At 36.7% G+C, this 21453-nt stretch carries 16 protein-coding genes and 2 other annotated features; of the genes, 11 read left to right on the top strand and 5 right to left on the bottom strand.

What is annotated here, in order from left to right; translation table 11 throughout:
• The first annotated feature begins 355 nt into the window (after positions 1 to 355).
• Positions 356 to 1102: a MurR/RpiR family transcriptional regulator gene (locus BCI01S_RS22950; RefSeq protein WP_047944689.1), complete on the top strand. Its 747-nt coding sequence runs from the start codon at positions 356 to 358 to the stop codon at positions 1100 to 1102.
• A gap of 271 nt (positions 1103 to 1373) precedes the next feature.
• On the opposite strand, the gene BCI01S_RS22945 is transcribed toward BCI01S_RS22950, so the two are convergent.
• A complete protein-coding gene (locus BCI01S_RS22945) occupies positions 1374 to 2384 on the bottom strand; it encodes a DUF3231 family protein (protein ID WP_047944688.1) in 1011 nt (336 codons plus the stop codon).
• A gap of 154 nt (positions 2385 to 2538) precedes the next feature.
• Here BCI01S_RS22945 and BCI01S_RS22940 point away from each other — a divergent pair, with 154 nt between their 5' ends.
• From BCI01S_RS22940 to BCI01S_RS22925, 4 genes are all read left to right on the top strand, one after another.
• Positions 2539 to 3339 carry a MurR/RpiR family transcriptional regulator gene (locus tag BCI01S_RS22940; protein WP_061801194.1) on the top strand — a complete coding sequence of 267 codons (801 nt, stop codon included), beginning with the start codon at positions 2539 to 2541 and terminating at the stop codon, positions 3337 to 3339.
• A gap of 213 nt (positions 3340 to 3552) precedes the next feature.
• Positions 3553 to 5118 (top strand): PTS transporter subunit EIIC, encoded by a 1566-nt coding sequence (locus BCI01S_RS22935; protein ID WP_061801193.1) that lies wholly within the window; start codon positions 3553 to 3555, stop codon positions 5116 to 5118.
• Position 5119: 1 nt separating this feature from the next.
• Complete coding sequence (locus tag BCI01S_RS22930; protein ID WP_047944684.1) at positions 5120 to 6475, top strand: 6-phospho-alpha-glucosidase; 1356 nt, start codon at positions 5120 to 5122, stop codon at positions 6473 to 6475.
• 247 nt (positions 6476 to 6722) lie between these two features.
• Complete coding sequence (locus tag BCI01S_RS22925) at positions 6723 to 7811, top strand: helix-turn-helix domain-containing protein (protein ID WP_061801192.1); 1089 nt, start codon at positions 6723 to 6725, stop codon at positions 7809 to 7811.
• A gap of 136 nt (positions 7812 to 7947) precedes the next feature.
• On the opposite strand, the gene BCI01S_RS22920 is transcribed toward BCI01S_RS22925, so the two are convergent.
• On the bottom strand, positions 7948 to 8487 hold the full coding sequence (locus BCI01S_RS22920) for a recombinase family protein (protein ID WP_061801191.1): 540 nt from the start codon (positions 8485 to 8487) through the stop codon (positions 7948 to 7950).
• A gap of 145 nt (positions 8488 to 8632) precedes the next feature.
• Here BCI01S_RS22920 and BCI01S_RS22915 point away from each other — a divergent pair, with 145 nt between their 5' ends.
• A complete protein-coding gene (locus BCI01S_RS22915; RefSeq protein ID WP_061801190.1) occupies positions 8633 to 10096 on the top strand; it encodes a SulP family inorganic anion transporter in 1464 nt (487 codons plus the stop codon).
• Positions 10097 to 10114: 18 nt separating this feature from the next.
• The gene (locus BCI01S_RS25010; RefSeq protein WP_321198323.1) at positions 10115 to 10198 is read left to right on the top strand and encodes a universal stress protein; all 84 of its coding nucleotides are present in this window, start codon (positions 10115 to 10117) and stop codon (positions 10196 to 10198) included.
• A 111-nt stretch (positions 10199 to 10309) separates the two neighbouring features.
• Here BCI01S_RS25010 and BCI01S_RS22910 read toward each other — a convergent pair whose 3' ends face one another.
• Together BCI01S_RS22910 and aspS are read right to left on the bottom strand one after the other, a co-directional pair.
• On the bottom strand, positions 10310 to 11191 hold the full coding sequence (locus tag BCI01S_RS22910; RefSeq protein WP_047944681.1) for an SMP-30/gluconolactonase/LRE family protein: 882 nt from the start codon (positions 11189 to 11191) through the stop codon (positions 10310 to 10312).
• Between the two features lie 263 nt (positions 11192 to 11454).
• Positions 11455 to 12750, bottom strand: a complete 1296-nt coding sequence (gene aspS, locus BCI01S_RS22905) for an aspartate--tRNA(Asn) ligase (RefSeq protein WP_061801189.1) — start codon at positions 12748 to 12750, stop codon at positions 11455 to 11457.
• Between the two features lie 199 nt (positions 12751 to 12949).
• Positions 12950 to 13170, bottom strand: a binding site (T-box leader).
• Between the two features lie 141 nt (positions 13171 to 13311).
• On the opposite strand from aspS, the gene shc reads away from it, so the two are divergent.
• A complete protein-coding gene (gene shc / locus BCI01S_RS22900; protein ID WP_061801188.1) occupies positions 13312 to 15210 on the top strand; it encodes a squalene--hopene cyclase in 1899 nt (632 codons plus the stop codon).
• A gap of 61 nt (positions 15211 to 15271) precedes the next feature.
• Here the strand turns inward: shc and BCI01S_RS22895 are convergent, their stop codons facing one another.
• Complete coding sequence (locus BCI01S_RS22895) at positions 15272 to 15700, bottom strand: DUF2871 domain-containing protein (protein WP_047944678.1); 429 nt, start codon at positions 15698 to 15700, stop codon at positions 15272 to 15274.
• Between the two features lie 191 nt (positions 15701 to 15891).
• Positions 15892 to 16146, top strand: a binding site (T-box leader).
• Between the two features lie 78 nt (positions 16147 to 16224).
• Between BCI01S_RS22895 and ileS the strand changes: the two genes are divergently transcribed.
• From ileS to BCI01S_RS22880, 3 genes are all read left to right on the top strand, one after another.
• Complete coding sequence (gene ileS, locus BCI01S_RS22890; RefSeq protein WP_061801187.1) at positions 16225 to 19317, top strand: isoleucine--tRNA ligase; 3093 nt, start codon at positions 16225 to 16227, stop codon at positions 19315 to 19317.
• A gap of 148 nt (positions 19318 to 19465) precedes the next feature.
• Complete coding sequence (locus BCI01S_RS22885; protein WP_061801186.1) at positions 19466 to 20644, top strand: DHH family phosphoesterase; 1179 nt, start codon at positions 19466 to 19468, stop codon at positions 20642 to 20644.
• 488 nt (positions 20645 to 21132) lie between these two features.
• Positions 21133 to 21453: IS3 family transposase (locus BCI01S_RS22880; RefSeq protein WP_061801185.1), on the top strand; the 321-nt coding region annotated here is incomplete at its 3' end.

Raw genomic sequence — 21453 nt, 5'->3', positions numbered from 1 at the left:
CTCAATCGGCGCAAAAGCTGACCCCACAAGGAATTTCTAATTTTCTCAGGCAATTACATACCCCCTTCCACTTAAAATGTATGCGTTTGCAAACTAATTAGAAGTAAAAATAACCACTTACTATCTTTTTTCTTCGGAAGGAATTTGTTACATTTTAGTCACAACCTGTTTTATAATAGAGGAAAGATTACCATGATTAAGGAAGTCATCCCCACTGATGATTAGTTGAACCATTTATATTTTTATGGACAGCGAATTTTTCATCTATTTGCGATTCACATATACTTTCAGTCCATTAATAGTTGGAAAAATGGTGAATGTAAGGAAAATTCTATTTAGAGTAGGAGGGAATAATTTGTTCACAAATGAAATGATCCAATCCTTTAATGATTTAGAAATGCTACTCTATAACTATGTTACAAAAAATATCGATAAAGTTATATATATGCGTATTAGAGAATTATCCGATGAAACGCATGTATCCACATCTAGTATTCTTAGATTCTGCCGAAAGTTAAACTGTGATGGTTTTTCCGAGTTTAAGGTTAAATTAAAATTATATTTAGATAGAAGTAAGCAAGAAAACTTAAAGTCAACGAAATACTATCTTTCTGAGTTCTTAGAACGCACAATGAAAGGTAATTTCGAAACATATATACAAGAAACTGCGGATATGGTTAGTCAATCTGATAAAGTAATTTTTGTAGGAACAGGAAGTTCAGGCATTTTAGCGGAGTATGGTGCTAGATATTTTTCAAGTTTAGGGAAGTTTTCCACTTTTATAAAAGACCCCTTTTACCCAATTAACAGCAAGGAGCTGAAAAAATGTACCGCTATCATCTTATCGGTTTCTGGTGAAACAGATTATACCATTCATCTTGCAAATCGATTAAAAATGGAAGGCTGCAATATTATTAGCATTACTAATAGTAAAGACTGTCACCTTGCAAAAATATCTGATATAAATATTGCGTATTATGTTACAGAAGTATATACAGGACGATCAAATATCACTTCTCAATTACCGGTCATGTACATCTTAGAGGAAAGCGCTCATAAGGTTAAAAAGAACAGCAAGCTTAATGAGGAGCGGGAAGCTTAGAAAAGAGTAACAGGGAAAAATAATTTGAGTTTGTCGACAAAAAGATATTGGAGAAGTAGAATTGCATTTTCATGCGTTGCTTGGAGTGGAGGGGGTGAGACTCCTGTGGTTAGCGAGACAGCCTAAGACCCTGCAGGCTGTAAGCAGACCGCGGCTCAGCGCGAGCGCCACGGAAAGCAACCCCCTGATTGAAAGAGGTTAATAAATATACTTAACTCCAATTTCTTTCCAAAATACAGGAGTTTGTATACACTGTGAATATAATTTCTCTCTATTTCCCTGTTACATCATTTTTAATCTTTATAATTGACGGCGGCTGCTCCACCCAATTATAGTCAATCATTAAATCTGCCCCATCTTTGGCATACTGGCCAATTTCGATCGAAAGCCTATCATAATTAAGTAGCAGGTCACTTCTTTGACTAGCTCCTCCCGCTAATGCATAATTTCCAATTCCTGAGGCACTCAATAAACTTATATGAAACATCATTAATTTATCAGAAAAAGTGCGTACAGTAGAATCTGTAATACCAATATCGGAAGTGTTCGGACTTTGTATCCCTTCTTTTAATAGAGTATCTGTAAATATTTTTAAGTGTTTTTGTGAAATATCTTTTCCTCTTAACATATAAGCCTGTACTTCTTTATTCGTCGTTGTCTGGGCGAAAGCCAAGGTAATCTTAAGTCCCATATTATTCGTCTGTGTATTCATAAAAAGATGGGAAACTTCCACTGCATTTAATGGTCTCTTTTTGTGAAATAAAGAGAAACCACTCAAGTATTTTCTATTTTCAATATAATCGACTTCCTTTGGTACGGAAGTAAAGGGGGCTCGGACTAACAATCCTTTTTTATCAAGAATAGAGGTACTTAACTGATATAGCTTTGAAGTATCCAGTAGTCCCTCTTGAAAAAAACGGATTATATCTTTCCGTGTGCACATTGATAAGAATCCCCCGTATGCCACTAATCCTGCTTTTGCCATTTGATTAATATAGGCTAAACAGAAGGGATCGGTAAACAAGGCTGGGGCCTTTTTATTTACATCGTCTTCTGTGAAGCCATGTGGTATGGCAAATTTATCTTCCAGGAAAATTTTCGCAAAGCGCTTTTCCTGTTTTTGAGCAAATCGGTAAGCAAAGCGAATAGCATCGACAATTTCCCGATCCTTCACATGTTGTACCATATGAGTGAGAACCTGTTTAGACATACAGTTATTTAAATAAGATGTCCACAGAGAAGCAATTTCTGAAGATGTTAGTTTTATATTTGATTGGGACATAAAGTAAAACCTCCAACACTTACATAGTTTTAATAGTATTGGCATCCCTATAGATATTATGCTATGCTATCCAATCAATCCATATAGAAAAAACATCATTTATAATAAAAGAATCCATACTAGACGAAAATATGAACAAGGAATGATGATAGATTTGAAAAATTCAGATATGCTTTTTCTTGATTATACTAATGACAAAAATTTAACCGAAGCAGAGAACGATATTATCCAGTTTCTGATAGAGAAAAAGTTAGCCGGAGAAACGTTAAGTATCCGAGCAGCGGCTAATGATCTCTTCGTATCTACTGCAACCATTATCCGCCTTTGTAAAAAACTTGGTTTTAGTGGGTATAGTGAATTCATTTACAACCTAAATTTAAAAGTAACAAAGATGCTTGATCAAGAAGTGGAATATGTAGATAGTATTCATCAACCATTAATAGAGGCGGTATCCTCCTTTAAGCGTAATTATAAACAAACAATCGACTCACTAGATGAGACAACCATTGAACAGTTCTTATCTCAAATCAATGAAAATAAAATGATATATTTTTATGGCGCTGGCTTTTCCACTCTTTTTTCTAGCTATTTCGCTAAGAAATTAGAGTTATTTGGTTATTACGTTTCCAATACAACTACCAGCGACAGTCGTGCCATTTTTCTCAATAATATTCAAAAATACAAATTACTCATCGCTTTTTCCCGTTCTGGCGAAACAGCTAAAGTACTAGAGAAAGTAAAAATCGCCAAGGATAAAGGCGTAAAAACGATACTTTTCACCGGAAATAATAAAAGCTCAACAGCCAAAATTTCTGATATTGTCTTTACGGTCCTTGACCCTACTATTGAATCTCAACAAGAATTTGAGGTAACCTCCTATGAATCCAATATGTTTATGCTTATTGATTTACTCTTAATTATCGCGATTAAAAGGGGGATTATTAAAGAATATTAACAACTTTCCTTAATAACGCCAAAATAGAGGATGCTCGGGAGAACATCCTCTCTATTTCGTCCATTTGCCTTTCCTTCCATAACGTGTAACATGTTACAGGATTGAAAGACATAGTACACAATGATTGCAACCCCTTTCAAAATTATATGTTCAATTATATACTTTGGATATTAAAAGATATGATAACGCTTACCAAAAAGGGAGGTTTTATAGATGAAAAAGGTCGTAAATGGTCTTCAGCTATTCGGGAAATCCTTATTCGCACCAATTCTCATTCTACCGATTATCGGATTATTTATCGCATTTGGAAATGTTTTCGGAAACGGAAACTTAGCACAATATATCCCGTTTCTAGAACATCCATCTATCCAAAATACAGGGAAATTTATTTCTTCTTCTGCTGTATCAATTTTACAAAACCTTGCTTTAATCTTTGCTGTCGGCATTCCAATTGGCTTAGCTAAAAAGGATAAAGGATATGCTGCTTTAACTGGACTAGTTACCTTCGTTATTTTCATAAATGCCATGCATCAAGTGTTAAGTCTGTCTGGCAGCTTAGTGGCACCAGAGGAAATGCAGCTAGCTGGTCAAGCAATGGTATTAAATGTTCAAGTGTTAGAAATGGGTGTTTTCTCCGGAATTCTTCTCGGTGCTCTAGTTGGTATCTTACACAATAAGTACTGTGACACAGAATTTAAAGGGGTTATGGCCATTTACTCAGGACATCGCTTTGTTGCTATTTTAGCCATCCCTAGTGCCATGATTTTAGGAGCGATTGCTGCAGAATTTTGGCCATTTGTACAAGATGGCATTACAGCTGTTGCAAGCGGCATTAAGAATTTAGGAGTATTTGGCTTACTTATTTATGGATTCTTAGAAAGAATCTTAATCCCAACCGGTCTTCATCACTTAGTTTATACTCCATTTCTGTATACAGAACTAGGTGGAGTAGCCCATATCGGAAACGAAATTATCTACGGAGCGAGAAATATCTACTTTGCTGAAATGGCAGACTCAAGCATTAAAGTACTAAGCAGTACCGTTAACTGGGATGCTCGTGGCCTAAGTAAAATGTTTGGCCTGATGGGTGCAGCTTTAGCCATGTATGTGACAGCAGATAAAAAGAAGAAAACAATCGCAAAAGCCATTCTTCTTCCGGCAGCCTTTACTTCTTTTTTACTAGGAGTAACAGAGCCATTAGAATTTGCCTTCCTGTTCACTGCACCAATCTTGTTTGTGTTACATGCTGTACTTTCAGGTGTAGGAATGATGCTCTTAAGTATCTTTAATGTTCATGCGATTGGCGCTAATGGATTTATTGACTTCCTGCTATATAACTTGCCGCTTGGTACGACGAAATCAAACTGGCCAATGTTTATCTTAGTAGGACTATTAATGGCAGCTATCTATTTCCTACTTTTCCGCTTCTTAATTCTTAAATTAAATTTAAAAACACCGGGTCGCGAAGAGGATACAGAAACAAGTGAGACAGCAAATGCAGAAGCAGCAGCATCTGCTACTGCAAGAAATGACTCCCCCTCTGCTTTAGGTGCAACTATTGTTAATGCATTAGGTGGAAAAGCGAATATTGAAAATGTCGATAATTGCTATACAAGATTGCGCTTAATTTTGAAAGATCCAAATATAGTAGATGAACAAACATTAAAACAAACAGGCTCAAAAGGTATTATCAAGTCTGGTAATAATGTTCAAGTTGTTTATGGCTTAAATGTGAAATCAGTTCGAGACCAAGTAGACCAACAATTAGGAGGTATTTAAGATGAAGACATTTAAATTAGCAGTTGCAGGTGGAGGAAGCACTTATACACCAGGAATTATTCGTAGTCTGATGGATCGTCTAGAGGATCTGCCTCTATCTGAAATTCGTTTCTATGATATTGACGGAGAAAGACAAGCCAAAGTAGTTGTGGCCGCTAAAGCTGTTATTGAGGAATATACAGATAAAATTAAAGTCATTGATACAACAGATCCACAAACCGCATTTGAGGATGTAGACTTTGTATTTGCCCAAATGAGAGTTGGAAAATATGCGATGCGTGAGCTAGATGAGAAAATCCCTCTTTCCCATAATGTAGTCGGACAAGAAACCTGTGGTCCTGGTGGATTAGCTTATGGACTTAGAACGATTGCACCAATGATCGAATTAATCGATTATGTAGAAAAATATGCAAAAGAAACTGCATGGATTGTAAACTACTCTAACCCAGCATCCATTGTGGCAGAAGGAGTACGCAAATTACGACCAAATTCAAGAGTCCTAAATATTTGTGATATGCCGGTAGCAACCATGCGTAATATTGCAGCAATCCTTGGAGTCGAAAGGGAAGAATTAGAAGTAGACTATTTCGGTTTAAACCACTTTGGCTGGTTTACAAGCATTAAAGTGGATGGTGTGGAAAGATTGCCAGAGATTCGCGAACATGTTTATAAATACGGTTTACTGACAGAAGATATTTCCAAAATTGACTATCGTCATGCCGATTCTTCTTGGATTAAAACATTTAAGAACATTAAACTAATCATGGATCATTTTCCAGAATATCTGCCAAACCCTTATTTACAATACTATTTGTTCCCAGATCATATTGTCGAAACTTCTAATAAAGAATATACCCGTGCGAATGAAGTAATGGACGGGCGTGAAAAAACTCTATTTGAAACAGTGAAGAAATATGAAGAGACAGGGATTTTAGAAGATTCCTTCGCGGTTGGTGTACATGGAACATTTATTGTAGATGTAACGGTATCTCTTGCGCAAAATCTAGGAAAAAGATATTTAGTTATGGTAGAAAACAATGGCACGATTCCAAACCTGCCAGCTGATGCAATGATTGAAGTACCTGCACTTATTACTAGTGACGGTCCTAAGCCTGAATTTGTGGGAGATATTCCTTACTTCTATAAAGCAATGATTGACCAACAATTAGCATCTGAAAAGATCTTAGTTGAAGCAATTGTGGAAGGTTCCTACGAAAAAGCATTACAGGCTTTCACTTTAAATAAAACTTTACCATCAGCTAAAGTAGCAAAAGCAGTCCTTGATGATTTAATTGAAGCAAATAAAGAATACTGGCCAACCTTAACAAAGGAATATAAAGAAGGCGTACTAGTATAAGTTTTTAATAGTCCACAAGGAGTTTTGATACTCTTTGTGGACTTTTTTAGTTTCTAAATTGGCATTGGTTTTTATTATGTACCTCGGAAAGACAAGATCCATCATCTATAATTGCAAACAGCTAATTCTACCACCAGTAGAATCATTATTTTTCGCAGATTCAACCAACCGTTGATAGGCACACTTCGGTATGTATGCTAGTATCGAAGTAGACAGTGCGCACTGGAAAAATAAAGGAGATGATAGGATGATTGATTCACGAAAAATTGGTGCTTATATATCTAAATTAAGAAAGGAAAAAGATCTTACCCAAGTAGAGTTAGCAGATAAATTAAATATTAGTCACCAAGCGATATCAAAATGGGAAAGAGGCGAGTCCCTTCCAGATATTACAACCATTCCTGTTATTGCACATGTATTTGATATATCTATTGACCTCTTAATGAATGCGGGGGTTGATAAGATGGACCATTCTAAACAATTAGGAAAAATCGTGCAGCATTTATCGGAGGATAAACCAGAAGAAGTTGCTCATTTAATCAATTCAGGATCCGCACAAGTAAATGAGCTTGTCGATATCGCTCCTATTATTAAATCTAGCCAGCTGAGTAAAGTATCAGAAAAGATGAATACCAATGTTTGGGATATAGACTCCATCGTCCACCTAGCTCCTTTTTTACAAACAGAAGCATTAGATGAAATAGTTATAGAAGCAGCGAAAAAAGCAATCAATTGGAAAATGATACAGCGTATTGCTCCTTTTGTATCTGCACATGCATTAAACAAAATAGCTGATCAGTTAATTAATGAATCCGCTGAACCAATGGAGTTATTGCATCTAGCGCCATTCTTAGAGGAAGAATACATGAATGATATGCTCCTAAAAGTAAGCACAGGCAAGTTAACATGGAGGTTCATTACAGAAATAGCTCCATTCGTAAGTGACACAGCTCTAAATGAGCTTGTTCTGCAAGAAATAAAGGATCCTTTAAATGAAGAAAAGATTCTGCCATTAGCCCCCTTTTTAGAAGAAGAAACAATTGATCAATTGACTTTGATTGCAGGTGGAAGAGGCAGCTGGCCATTCATCCGAAAGATGGCCCCATTTATAGGAGAAGAAACATTAAATATGCTGGTGGATAAAGCAGTAGATGATGAAATAGAATTAGAGGAGCTTACTGAGCTGTCACCTTTTTTAGAGGAAGAAGCGATCGAACGATTACTAGCTCGCATTGATCCTGACAGGCTGTCTCCAGAACTCCTGGCGAAACTGGCTCCGTTTATGGGAGAAAGCTCTTTAGGTACCATTGTTAAACAGTTGCTAAAAACAAATTAAGTTTTAAATGATAAACCAGAACAAACATATGGTTGTTCTGGTTATTGTTTATCTGGAATCTGCTGCTTTTTCTCTTAGATTATAATTATAAAATCCTCTGTGGCTCTCCATCTTTCCTTCTAAAGTAATTTCATGACTAATTCTCCAAATACCGATATAAAGTAGACTTACTTATCCCTGTTTCTTTTTTTATATCTTTCAAGGTATATTTTTTTGATTGATACATCTCGATTGCTTTTTTTACATTCTCATCGGCTTTTCGAGGTCTGCCGCTTGTTTTCCCATGCTGTTTCGCATACTCCATCCCTTTTTTGGTTCTTTCTCGAATAATTTCATTCTGGAATTCTATTAAATGGGACAGCATTTCGGACAATGAATATTTTTTTGTTCTTTCTGTATCAATATCTTCCTTAATTGTCTGTAAATAGGCACCTTTCTTCTCAAGGATATCTAATATCTCCATCAGATGTCTACTCGAGTCTGCAATCGCGAATAATTGCACCACCACAATCTTGTCTCCCTTGGAAAGGGACGACAACAATTCCAATAGCTCTGTTCTATTTTTTGCCGAATCGTGTTCTTCTTTATACACTTGCTCACATATAGATTTTAGTATTTTTAACTGCTGCTCGCAGTGAATATCTGCGATGGTTGGGCGAATATAGCCATATATCATCTTCATTGCCTCCAACGTTATCTCTTTTTCCTATTATAGACAGAAATGAAGACCTTGTAAAAACTTTCCCAAAAATTATTCCTTTTTGGGAATAAACGTGATAGACTACTTTTAGGAAACAGAAGACTATATTGAGGTGAATCATTTGATTGAAAAGATAAAAAGGGAATGGTTTTCGAATATCCGCGGGGATATTTTATCAGGAATGGTTGTTGCCTTAGCGCTAATACCAGAGGCAATTGCCTTTTCTATTATCGCTGGAGTAGATCCGATGATTGGATTATATGCTTCCTTTACAATGGCTGTAGTTATTTCGTTTACAGGTGGAAGACCTGGGATGATTTCGGCAGCTACAGGGGCAATGGCACTATTAATGGGACCATTAGTCAGAGATTACGGGTTGGAATATTTATTTGCTGCTACGATTCTAACTGGTATTATTCAAATTATTTTTGGCGTATTAAAAATAGCCAAGCTGATGAAGTTTATTCCAAGAGCCGTGATGATTGGCTTTGTTAATGCCTTAGCCATCCTTATTTTTATGGCTCAAGTTCCACATCTTATTAACGTAACAAATATAACTTATTTATTCGTTATTATTACATTATTAATTGTGTATATCTTGCCAAGATTTATAAAGATTATTCCTGCGCCGCTGATTGCTATTATTATTTTAACGGCTGTTGCTATTTTTGGAAATGTTAATGTTGCTACTGTTGGAGATTTGGGGAAAATTACACAGTCCTTACCAACTTTCTTCCTTCCAAATGTGCCATATTCCTTTGAAACATTAGCGATTATTTTTCCTTATGCATTGGCTTTATCTATTGTCGGCCTACTGGAATCCTTATTAACATCTTCTATCGTTGATGATGCAACCGATACAGAAAGCAATAAAAATAGAGAAGCAAGAGGGCAGGGAATCGCTAATATTGTGACAGGATTCTTCGGTGGCATGGCTGGCTGTGCAATGATTGGTCAATCCGTCATCAATGTAAAATCGGGAGGAAGAGGCCGATTATCTACCTTTGTTGCCGGAGTCTTTCTTATGTTTTTGATTATGGTATTAGGCAGTCTCGTTGTACAGATTCCAATGCCAGTATTAGTCGGCATTATGATTATGGTTTGTATCGGCACCTTTAACTGGTCTTCCTTCAAATATCTCGTGAATGCGCCAAAGGCAGATGCCGTAGTCATGCTTGTGACAGTCATTATTGTGGTTGCAACCGATAATTTATCCCTTGGCGTTATTGCTGGAGTCCTGTTAAGTGCGGTCTTTTTCGCAGCGAAGATTTCCCATGTTAAGGTGCATAAGCAAGAAAGAACGAATGAAGAGCACTATACGGTGGAAGGTCAATTATTCTTCGCATCTGTTGACAGTTTTATTAAAGCATTTGATACTTCCATTACCAACAACCAGATTTTCATCGATTTTACCCATTCTCATGTTTGGGATGATTCTGCAGTTGGTGCGATTGATAAAATCGCCTTAAAGTTAAAGGAAAACCAGAATACAGTAATAATGACAGGGTTAAATTCCGCTAGTCAAAAGATAGTGGATAAGCTTACTGTTTTTCAAAACCCAAATGCAAAAGTATCTGAGCACTAAATCAGAAAAGGGGCGTAAATGATGTATTCTACTATTCTTTTAGCAATTGATGGTTCGAAAAACTCCTTAAGAGCAACGGAAGAAGCAGCCAAACTAGCATAAAAAGAGCCAAATGCCCTATTAGTTGTTAAATAATCAAATAAGAGAGTGGCTATCTTTTGCCCACTCTCTTTTCTCTATTAAAACGTAATCGCGCTTATAAACTAGTAAGCTTCAGTTCTGATATAAATAAGTCTTGACGCCTTTTATACCTAACTTCACTTTGAATAGTCCTCCTGATTGTGGATGCTCTTTTAACTTCTCATCATCTAAACCAGACCGTGCTGTAGTTATATATAATTCATCCAGCCTTTTTCCCCCAAATGTACAAGAAGTCACATTTGGGACCGGCAAAAGAATTTCCTCTAGTTTTTCACCATTATCGGGATTCCATCTCGATACTTTTCCTCCACCATAATGAGCCACCCATAGCATTCCTTCGCTATCAATCGTCATGCCATCTGGAAATCCCTCTTCCTCAGAGAAATTAATAATCTGTTTTGCCCTCCCTAGCTCTCCTGTTTCTAACTCATATTCATATTGAGTGATAATTTGGGTAGGTGTATCAATATGGTAAAAGTATTTATTATCGCTTGTCCATGCCATTCCATTTGAAATAGTTAAATCGCTCATCTTCGCTGTGCATCTGCCATCTTTTCCAAGACAATAAAGGGCTGCCTCTTTCTTATCATCCCTGCTCATCGTTCCTGCCCACAATCGCCCTTTAGCATCGCACTTGCCATCATTAAATCGATTTCGTGTTAATTCCTTCTCTGGATCCGTCATGAATTCTAGCTGTCCTGTTTCTATATTTAAAAGATGAAAACCGCTATCTAATGTAACAATAAATTCCGTATCTTTTTTACTACAAGGGATAATGGCTGACACTTCACGTTCTAGTTGAATTTGTTTGTGCTTACCAGAGATATGGTTATACATATGTACTTTTTTCCCTTCAATATCTACCCAATATAAGAGATTATTCCTGAAATCCCAGCATGGCCCTTCCCCTAGCTCTGCTTTAGCATCAAGCACTAATTCTACTTCTTCATGCATGCGCTTCCCCCTCCATTATGTATATATAATCTAGCTCCTTTTTATATACCTTTTCTAAAAGGAAAAGAAACCCCTCCCTACCAAATTGTCTAAATTTTTTATGAATAAGCTGCTTCTTTTATCGTTTACCCTTGTAAATAAAATTTGCCTCTATTCGTAATGTGGTTCTATTTTTGGACATCAAATACTTCCAAATTGATCTACGAGTGTACGAGTAAAGAGCAAATTTTATTTACGTCCAGCACTGGTTCTACAATCTCCTTCTAAGGAATAAGTCTGTCACAGTCTCTTGGAAAAGCACTTGCTTCGCGGATGTTTCCTAAATTTAGAAACTTCATGATGATACGTTCTAAGCCAATTCCAAATCCTCCATGTGGTGGCATTCCATAAGCAAAGGAATTGATATAGGTTGTAAACTCACTTGGATTTAACCCTTTCTCCTTAAAAGACTCTATCAGTTCCGTTTGACAATGAATCCTCTGTCCACCTGAAGTAATTTCGCTGCCTTTATATAAAAGGTCAAAAGAATCAGTTAAAGCTGGGTTTTCTTTATTTGGCATTGTATACATTGGTCTCGAAGTTCTTGGATAGTTTGTTATAAAAACAAAATCGCTTCCATACTTATCTTTTATATACCTTCCAATGTATTTTTCCCCTTCCGTATTTAAATCTCCTTCAGGAGAGCTCTTCTGATACTTATCCTTTAATAGCTGCTGTGCCTCTTCTAATGTCATTTTTGGTATATTATTCAATACCGGTATTTCGACTTTTAATAAATCTAACTGGTTTGAACAATGCTCCTTTACATACTGAAAAGTATATTGAAGAACCCGCCTTTCCATCTCCATTACTTCTTCCACATTGTCAATAAAGCCGATTTCAACATCTAGGGAAATATATTCATTTAAGTGTCTAGATGAATTATGCTCTTCTGCTCTATATACAGGTGCAATTTCAAACACTCGTTCAAACCCAGCGCCAACCATCATTTGTTTATAAAATTGAGGGGACTGCGCTAAATAAGCATGCTTATCAAAATAGTTAAAGGTAAAAACATTAGCACCGCCTTCTGCTCCCTGTGAAACAATTTTCGGTGTAAAAATGCGCGTAAAGCCTTCAGTAGTTAGGAACTCTGTAAAACCTTTTACAAACATAGATTGAATCGTAAAAATAGCATTAATTTGCTCATGTCTTAATGATAGAACTCGGTGGTTTAATAAATGATCTAATCCTACCTTAACATGGTTCTTATTAATTTCGAATGGCAAAGGGCCAGCTTCTGCTAGAATCGTTAATTCTCTTACTTGAAGCTCTACTCCATTTGCTGTTTTTTCCGTATCAACAAGAACTCCAGTCACCTGAACGACACTTTCTGTCTCTATCTTCAGTTGATTCTGCTCTTGCTCAAGGACACATTGAATCGTTCCCGTGCGATCTCTTAATAACAAGAAACCAACCTTTCCGAGCTGTCGGATTTTCTTCACCCAGCCCTTTAATACTACTTCCTTTCCAACATACTGTTCGCACTCAGAGATGAGTACCCTTTTTGAAGATTCCATATCGTTGTTCCTCCTAAAATAATCAGTAATTTTTTTTGATTCATATCGTTATCATCATCATCATCCACGGTACTCACCTCCTTATAAGAAAAGCCCTATCTTTTTGCTCTGTACACATTTGAAACAAAAATACGATGGTAGAAAACTGTCGTGAACCTATCTTGTAATTTAGAAAAAAACAACAAAAAACCGCCCCTATAAAAGGGACGGATTATCCGCGGTACCACCCAAATTGTTCTTTTCAAAAAACCACTTGTATCATAACGGTGATGGCCGGTTACTCCTACTAATTGTTTGTACAATCTTCAAAGTAACACTCACAGATGTCTTCACCAAAGACTTTTACACAATCTTTTCAGCTGCCGACTGCTCTCTTTTGAAAAAGTTTCTTAGGCTACTCCTTCTGATCAACATGTTCGCTCCATTAAATTATGTTTTATTATAGTCCTCTTCCTTTCCAATTTCAACCACTAAAAAAAGAAAATATAAATATTTCTGAATATGATTTTCCTTTTGATGCATAAAGTTTACTAATACGATCTTAAAGTTGAGGTGACTTTATTGAATACAATTCTCGAAACAGTTGAAAAAGAGCAACATAGACGGATAAAGAAACTTGTTGAACATCAGCAGACAGATGGATCTTTTCAATTCCGTTTTCAAGGTAGCTTAATGACAGATGCTTTTTATATCATTACGATTAGAGCTTTAAATATCGAAACCGAAGAAGAAAACATCCGTCTTTTGACTAAAACACTGCGTACAACCCAGGAGAAAGAAGGGTATTGGAAGGCATATCGTGATGAGCCAAATGGTCATTTATCAGCAACCATTATTGCGTATACTGCCCTTCTATACTCTGGCCATTATACGAAGGACGATCAACAGATGAAGAAGGCAAGATCATTTATTATAAAAAATGGTGGTTTAGCGAAAGCTCATTTTATGATAAAATGGATGCTTTCCGTCAATGGTTTATACCCATGGTCCCATATGATATACATTCCGATGACATTTTTATTGCTGCCAACGTTTCAGCCTATTAACTTCTACCAATTTAGCGCCTATGCCCGGATTCACTTCATTCCTATGTTAATAGCATCCAATAAAAAGTTTACCCTTCAGCCAAAAGCAAAGCTAGATGATTTATTTGTAAGAGGTATAGCTCTTTATCCATCTTACGAATACCTAGAAAATGAGCGGTCACCCCTTACCTTCCTGTGGAACGAAATGAAACGAATCGGAAAATTCCCAGCCTATCTTCATCATTTAGGATTTCAATATGGCGAAAAATATATGCTAGATCGACTCGAAGAAGATGGAACGCTCTACAGTTATGCCAGTGCCACTTTCTTTATGATTTATGCCTTGCTTGCTCTTGGCTATAAAAAAGACTCACCTGTTATTAAAAAAGCAGTTTCAGGTCTCTCCTCTCTTATTGATAAAAGAGGGGAACTCAGCCACCTAGAAAATTCTACCAGCACCGTGTGGGATACAGGATTAATTAGCTATACATTACAACAAGCGGGCATGACTTCAGAATCTATTACGATAAAAAAAGCAACAAAATATCTTCTAACAAAGCAACATACAAAAAGAGGCGATTGGCAGGTTCATAATCCCCGTACAGAACCTGGCGGGTGGGGATTTTCTGACATTAACACTAATAATCCAGACAATGATGATACCTCAGCTGTTCTACGCGCCTTAACCGCTGCAGCTGCAAAAAATCCAACTGTTCATCAAGCTTGGCAAAAGGGCACAAACTATTTGCTTTCCATGCAAAACAGAGATGGCAGATGGGGCGCCTTTGAAAAAAATACAGATTGGGAAATACTTAAACTCGTTCCTATTGAAAATGCAAAAGATGCAGCAGTAGATCCATCTACCGCTGACTTAACAGGAAGAGTTCTAGAATATTTAGGTTATTTTGCACATCTGCGTTATACACATCCTCATATAAAACTGGCTGTAGATTGGCTAAGCGATAATCAAGAGAAAAATGGCTCTTGGTATGGCAGATGGGGAGTCTGTTATATTTACGGTACATGGGCTGCCCTTACAGGTTTAACAGCTGTTGGTATGTCTTTAAATCATCCAACAATCAAAAAGGCAGTAACTTGGCTGAAGAGAATTCAACATTCAAATGGCGGATGGGGAGAATCCTGTCAAAGCTGTGAAAAACTAACGTATGTGCCGCTGCCGTTTAGCACGGAATCACAAACAGCTTGGGCTGTCGATGCTTTAATCGCAGCAGGAGAAGGAGCGAGCAGAGAAGTAAAAAGGGGAATACAATATTTATTAGAAGAAAAAAGGGAGAATCATACCATTACTTATCCAACAGGCATCGGCTTACCAACTCAATTCTATATTTATTATCATAGCTATAATCATATTTTTCCATTACTTGCGCTATCCCATTATAGAATTGACCTCCTCAACAAGCTGGCAAATTCTTAAATTAATCTAGCGTTTTTCCGAAGCAGCTGCTCTCAATAAGCTTCGGAAAAACAGCTCTTGTCTACTTCGTCCGAATATTTTCATGGTGATTTTTTTTCAATAAAAGAAAAAACAGGACTAATCCGATGGTAACGGCAATATGGCCTAGGCCCGCGATTCCCGAAATAGCAGAATCTAACCCGCTTGATAAATCAAACTCAAGCACTTGCAGCGTTCCTCTAATAATCATTAGCGTAATAGTAGAAAGCACTCCAATATTGTAAAAATAAAAGAATACATCAAAGTTTTTGAGTGTATGGATTTTCATTGTATAACAGAATAGATAGACGATTAACATAATCATCATTCCTAAAGCAAACGAATGAGTATGCACCACGGAGAGCTGGGTCTCACCTGTAAAATCTCTCATTTTCGTAAATTCTCTATAGTAAACACCACTAACCAATCCTAAAATCGCATAAAAAAAGGCTATATTTAATACTTTCTTCATGTCTCTACTCCCTTTCAAGCCTATTCAATCACTACCTATCATTCTAACAAAATCCCAGTCTCGATACTATGACAGTTTTGTGGCTGTATTTCCTCCCACTTCTCATGTTTTATTTTTTTATCTTAAATTAGGTTAATGTCTCTTGAGTTTACCATTTAAAAGTGCTATCCTATACAAAACATTCCAATTCATAGAAATCGATGAAGAGAAAAAGTACGTTTTGTGTCCCTTTTAGCGAGCTGGGTATGGTGGAAGCCAGTAAGGAAAGCAAACCGGAAAAATCATCTCTGAGATGCAAGGCAGAACCCGAGCAGTTAGTAAGTCTTGACGGATTTCCACCGTTAAAAGGAACACGTATGATAGTACGTTGACTAAGCGCTGTTTGCTTTTTGCCAAGCAGAATTTGGGTGGTAACGCGGGTTATAAATAATACACTCGTCCCTACATAGGGACGGGTGTTTTTTTATTTCCGAAAAATATCTTTCTATACTGGAATGTTTATTGATTATTATGGAGGGATATGGATGGAAACACCAAAAGAAACAGACAGAGGCCGCGAAGAAAGAATTCTCGCTTTTTGGGAAGAAGAGCAAATTTTTCAAAAATCAATTGAACAGCGCAAAAATAAAGAACCCTTTGTATTTTATGAAGGACCGCCAACAGCCAATGGGCTTCCGCACGTCGGGCATGCGTTAGGTAGAACGATCAAGGATATCATTGCCAGGTTTCAAACAATGAACGGCAAACAAGTCATTCGCAAAGCGGGCTGGGATACGCACGGGCTTCCGGTGGAATTAGGCGTAGAAAGGGCACTCGGTATTTCCGGAAAACAAGAAATCGAAAAATATGGCGTGATTCCTTTTATTGAACAATGTAAAGCTAGCGTATTCTCCTATGAACAACAATGGCGCACATTTACAAAAGAACTAGGCTATTGGGTTAATATGGATGATCCTTATATGACCATGAGTAATGATTATATTGAATCTGTTTGGAATATCCTTGGTAGCATTCATGAGAAGGGCTGGCTGTATAAAGGGCATCGTGTTTCTCCATATTGCCCTAGCTGTCAGACCTCCTTAAGCTCACATGAGGTGGCTCAAGGTTATAAAGATGTAAAAGATTTAAGTGCTACTGTCAAATTCAAGCTTGCTTCAAAGGAGAATGAATATGTACTAGGCTGGACAACGACCCCGTGGACATTACCAGCAAATGTTGCATTAGCAGTTCATAAAGACTTGGACTATGTAAAGATTAAAATGGAGGACGATGTATTTATCATCGCTAAAAATAGATTACAGGCAGTATTTGGTACAGAGGGAGAGGTGATCGAACAATTAAAAGGGGAAGACTTACTCGGACTTTCCTATATAGCACCATTTTCTTACGTGCAAGTGGAGAAAGGTCATACTATTCATCATGGTGATTTCGTCACAAGTGACAGTGGAACTGGAATTGTCCATATTGCCCCAGCTTATGGCGAAGATGATTATCATCTTGTGCAAGCGAACGACCTTTCTTTTGTCCATGTAGTTGATGAAAGGGGAAGATATAAAGAAGCCATTACCCCTTTAGCAGGCACCTTTGTAAAAGATGGAAAAGCGGATGTCGAGATAATCAAAATGCTTCATCAAAAGGGACTGTTATTCCATAAAGAAAAATATGAACATTCCTACCCACATTGCTGGCGCTGTGACACAGCTCTTTTGTATTATGCAACCGAAAGCTGGTTTATCAAAACAACCGCAGCAAAGGAAATGCTGATCGCGAAAAATCAAGAGGTAAACTGGTACCCTGAACATATAAAAGATGGCCGTTTTGGAAATTTCCTTAATGGATTAGTCGATTGGAATATAAGCCGAAACCGTTATTGGGGAACTCCACTAAACGTATGGCAATGTACTTGCTGCCAAACAGAAATAGCTCCTAAAAGCATAGCACAGCTAAAAAAATATACGAAGAATCCTTTTGACCATTTAGAATTGCACAAACCGTATGTGGATGAACTAATCTTAACTTGTCCCTCATGCAGTGGGGAAATGCATCGAACACCAGAAGTGATCGACGTATGGTTTGATAGTGGCTCCATGCCATTTGCCCAATATCATACACCTTTTGAGAATAGCGGCATACTTCAACAGCAGTTCCCTGCAGATGTAGTTGTGGAAGGAATCGATCAAACAAGAGGATGGTTTTATTCACTGTTAGCTGTTTCCGTCCTTTATTCTGGCAAAGCACCATATAAAAATGTGGTAGCAACAGGGCATGTACTAGATGAACAAGGACAAAAAATGTCTAAAAGCAAAGGCAATGCATTAGACCCTGTAAAGCTTATCCAAACATATGGCGCAGATGCACTACGGTGGGCGCTTGTGGCAGACAGTGCTCCATGGAATCAAAAGAGATTCTCAGAAAAAAATGTCCAAGAGGCAAAATCAAAGATTATTGATAGATTCTTAAGTTTATTTCATTTCTATTCCCTATACGCTGAAATAGATCATTTTGATCCGAATTTACCAAGAGCTAATAACCTCCCAATTATGGATCGCTGGATTCTTTCTCGCTTAGAAACGACATCGATAGTTGTCCAAACGGAGATGGAACAATATCAATTGACCAATGCCGCCAGAAAAATCGCTGCATTAATGGATGATATAAGTAATTGGTATATTCGCAGAAATCGCGAGCGATTTTGGAGTAGGGGAATGTCAGAAGACAAACTTTCTGCTTTTCAAACCTTATATAGTGTTTTAATCCATTTATCACAATTATTAGCTTCGTTTATTCCCTTTACATCTGAAAGTATTCATCTTGCCTTAACAGGGAAAAGCGTTCATTTAACTAATTTCCCTTCCAGAAACTCTGAAAGGGTAAATAAACAATTAGAAGAACAAATGGAAAAAGTAAAAGAAGTGGTTGAGCTCGGAAGAAGTCTTCGTCATCGGTTTCAAATAAAAACAAAACAACCGTTGGCTACATTATTGATGTTCTCGAACAACAGTAACCAGAATACTGATTTTTTACAGTTTGAATCTATCATAAAAGAAGAACTAAATGTAAAAAGGATTAACTGGCTAGATTCACAAGAAGATTATGTTCAATATTCTTTAAAACTTGATTTTAAAAAGGCAGGTCCAAAACTAGGAAAAAGTGTTAAATTTATAAAGGATAAATTACAAGCTGCAACAGAAGAAGAGATAAATTTATTTAGAAATAAAGGATATTTAACTTTCCAACTAGAAAGTAAAGAATGTATTACCTTAACAGGGGAAGAAATACTTCTCCAAAGAAAGACAAATCTACCTGGATATCATGAGGCTTCCAATAAAAATTTCACCGTAATGCTTGATACTACCATATCAGAGGCATTAAAAAAGGAAGGGAACATCAGAGAACTGATTCGTTCTGTCCAAGATTTGCGGAAAGAAAAGAACTTGCCAGTCGATAAGAAAATTGATTTATATATCGACTGTCCAGTCACTTTCCAACAAACGATTATGGAATATCATTCTCTTATTCATAAAGGAGTTATTCTCCATGAGCTTCTATTCGAAAGAATAACAGAAATGAAAGAGCTTCAAATAGACGGCGAAAAAGTATCCATTGGATTGAAATAACCATTCAAAAAGGCTGTCTCACATATGGTGCACAACCTATCTGAGACACCTTTTTTCTTTGTAAGAATGTGTTTTTCAAAAAGAAATTAGCCGTAATCGGTTCTATTTTTTTCATATTAGATTATACTATTGGGCAGGGGTGAAAAAAATGTACAAACTATTATCGCATAATGACCTAGATGGAGTTGGCTGCGGCATTATTGCAAAACTCGCATTCGGAGAAGACGTAGAGGTGCGTTATAATTCCGTATCTTTTCTCAACCAAGAAGTAGAAAAGTTCTTAGATCAAAAAACGGAAGACACTTTTCTCTTTATTACCGATCTTTCTGTCAATGAAGAAAATACGATTCGATTAGATGACTATTATAAAAAGGGTGGCAAGGTACAACTAATCGACCATCATAAAACAGCTCTTCATTTAAATGATTTTGAATGGGGATTTGTGTCTGTTCAAGATGAGGATGGAACTTTGACTAGTGCCACGTCTTTATTATATGAATACCTTGTAAAACATGAATACATGACTCCCTCTCCAGCAATATCAGAATTCGTGGAGTTGGTAAGACAATATGATACATGGGATTGGGAAAGAAACAATAATTTAGAAGCACAACGTTTAAATGCACTTTTCTATCTTATTTCATTTGATGAATTTGTGGAAAAAATGGTTACACGATTAAAGGAAAGTGATCATTTCTACTTCGATGAGCTAGAAACACAGATTCTAGATATGGAAGAAAAGAAAATTGACCGTTACATCCGTCGGAAACGTCGTGAACTTGTCCAAAAGGAAATAGACGGTTTGTATGCAGGCATTGTATATGCAGAGCAATACCATTCTGAATTGGGGAATGAACTTGGCAAGGAATATCCTCATTTAGATTACATAGCAATTGTTAATATCGGTGGAAAAAAACTTGGATTCCGCACGATTCATGATCATGTAGATGTATCAAAAGTGGCGGGCGTATACGGCGGGGGAGGTCATGTAAAGGCATCTGGCTGCAACTTAACCGATAAAGCATACCAAAATTACTGCTTAGAAACCTTTGCCTTAGAGCCTTTAAGGGAAGACCCGAAAAAGAATGAATACAATAAAAAAGACTCTCCTCTTGGGACTTTATTTGAAAATAAACAAGATGAGGTATTCTTCCTTTATCAAGTGAGCAAAAACCAGTGGGCAATAAACCATAAAAAAACAAAGCTTCCACAAACCTTCTCTACCTTCCTACAAGGAGAAATCTTCCTGCGCCGAAATTATGGCGTATGGCTTGCAAGAGATGATAAATACATTCGCTACGTAATGGACTTTGTTAAACATAAATAATATTGCCAAAAAACCATTTTGAATAAAGATTGTTCAAAATGGTTTTTCTATTAATAACTTTGTTAGATTTTTTATAATAAAGTTTGATTATTTCTATACTTTTTTATTCAACTAACGCCCCCGTTCGTTTAAGTACAATACTTCACAATCTTTTCTATGACTTTATGAACTTAATTCCTTAAATGCGTTATCAATGCAAAAATTACGCCACCTTTTTTGGCGTTCTCGCCAAATTTTTGTGGATTTACAACTAGTAATATGCAAAGTCTTATGCAATAACTGAGATTGTACAGCATTGTTCAATATACTTCCAAAACGTTGTTGTAACTGACGTTCAAAGAACTTGCATAAAACCGTGTATAAATAATGTTCATAGAAAAAGCCACAAAATGTTGATTTAACGATTAGACTAACCTAAATAAATGAGACACTATAAAACACCTTCGAATGGTACACTTAAACAAAGTACTAACTCGGAGGTGTTTTGCGTGGGCAAAAACATATATTCAAGTGAGGTTAAATGGGCAGTTGTTAAAGATAAGATGAGTGGTCAGTTTACGAATCAAGAAATCATGCAGAAATATGGAATTAAAAATGTTTCTCAAATCAAAACGTGGATGAAATGGTATCGGGAAAATCAAGTTCATCGATTCGATCAACCTATAGGAAAACAGTATTCATACGGGCATGGTCCAGATAATTCAAGTGATGAAGATAAAAAAGAACGTCAAATGAATCACTTAAAGCAGGAAAATGAAATCTTAAAAAAGTATTTGGAAATCGAAAAGGAGTTGAAAAGGAAATTGTCT

This window comes from Niallia circulans NBRC 13626, assembly GCF_001591585.1.
In the GTDB taxonomy this organism is placed as follows: domain Bacteria; phylum Bacillota; class Bacilli; order Bacillales; family Cytobacillaceae; genus Niallia; species Niallia circulans.
This window is presented reverse-complemented; position numbering and strand designations above follow the sequence as displayed.

What these genes read in the sequence shown, in the direction of transcription:
- aspS (WP_061801189.1), bottom strand. Translation starts at nt 12,750, where the DNA reads ATGGAATCTTCAAAAAGGGTACTCATCTCTGAGTGCGAACAGTATGTT.
- BCI01S_RS22920 (WP_061801191.1), bottom strand. Translation starts at nt 8,487, where the DNA reads ATGATATATGGCTATATTCGCCCAACCATCGCAGATATTCACTGCGAG.
- BCI01S_RS22935 (WP_061801193.1), top strand. Translation starts at nt 3,553, where the DNA reads ATGAAAAAGGTCGTAAATGGTCTTCAGCTATTCGGGAAATCCTTATTC.
- BCI01S_RS25010 (WP_321198323.1), top strand. Translation starts at nt 10,115, where the DNA reads ATGATGTATTCTACTATTCTTTTAGCAATTGATGGTTCGAAAAACTCC.
- BCI01S_RS22910 (WP_047944681.1), bottom strand. Translation starts at nt 11,191, where the DNA reads ATGCATGAAGAAGTAGAATTAGTGCTTGATGCTAAAGCAGAGCTAGGG.
- BCI01S_RS22930 (WP_047944684.1), top strand. Translation starts at nt 5,120, where the DNA reads ATGAAGACATTTAAATTAGCAGTTGCAGGTGGAGGAAGCACTTATACA.
- BCI01S_RS22895 (WP_047944678.1), bottom strand. Translation starts at nt 15,700, where the DNA reads ATGAAGAAAGTATTAAATATAGCCTTTTTTTATGCGATTTTAGGATTG.
- BCI01S_RS22945 (WP_047944688.1), bottom strand. Translation starts at nt 2,384, where the DNA reads ATGTCCCAATCAAATATAAAACTAACATCTTCAGAAATTGCTTCTCTG.
- BCI01S_RS22925 (WP_061801192.1), top strand. Translation starts at nt 6,723, where the DNA reads ATGATTGATTCACGAAAAATTGGTGCTTATATATCTAAATTAAGAAAG.
- BCI01S_RS22885 (WP_061801186.1), top strand. Translation starts at nt 19,466, where the DNA reads ATGTACAAACTATTATCGCATAATGACCTAGATGGAGTTGGCTGCGGC.
- ileS (WP_061801187.1), top strand. Translation starts at nt 16,225, where the DNA reads ATGGAAACACCAAAAGAAACAGACAGAGGCCGCGAAGAAAGAATTCTC.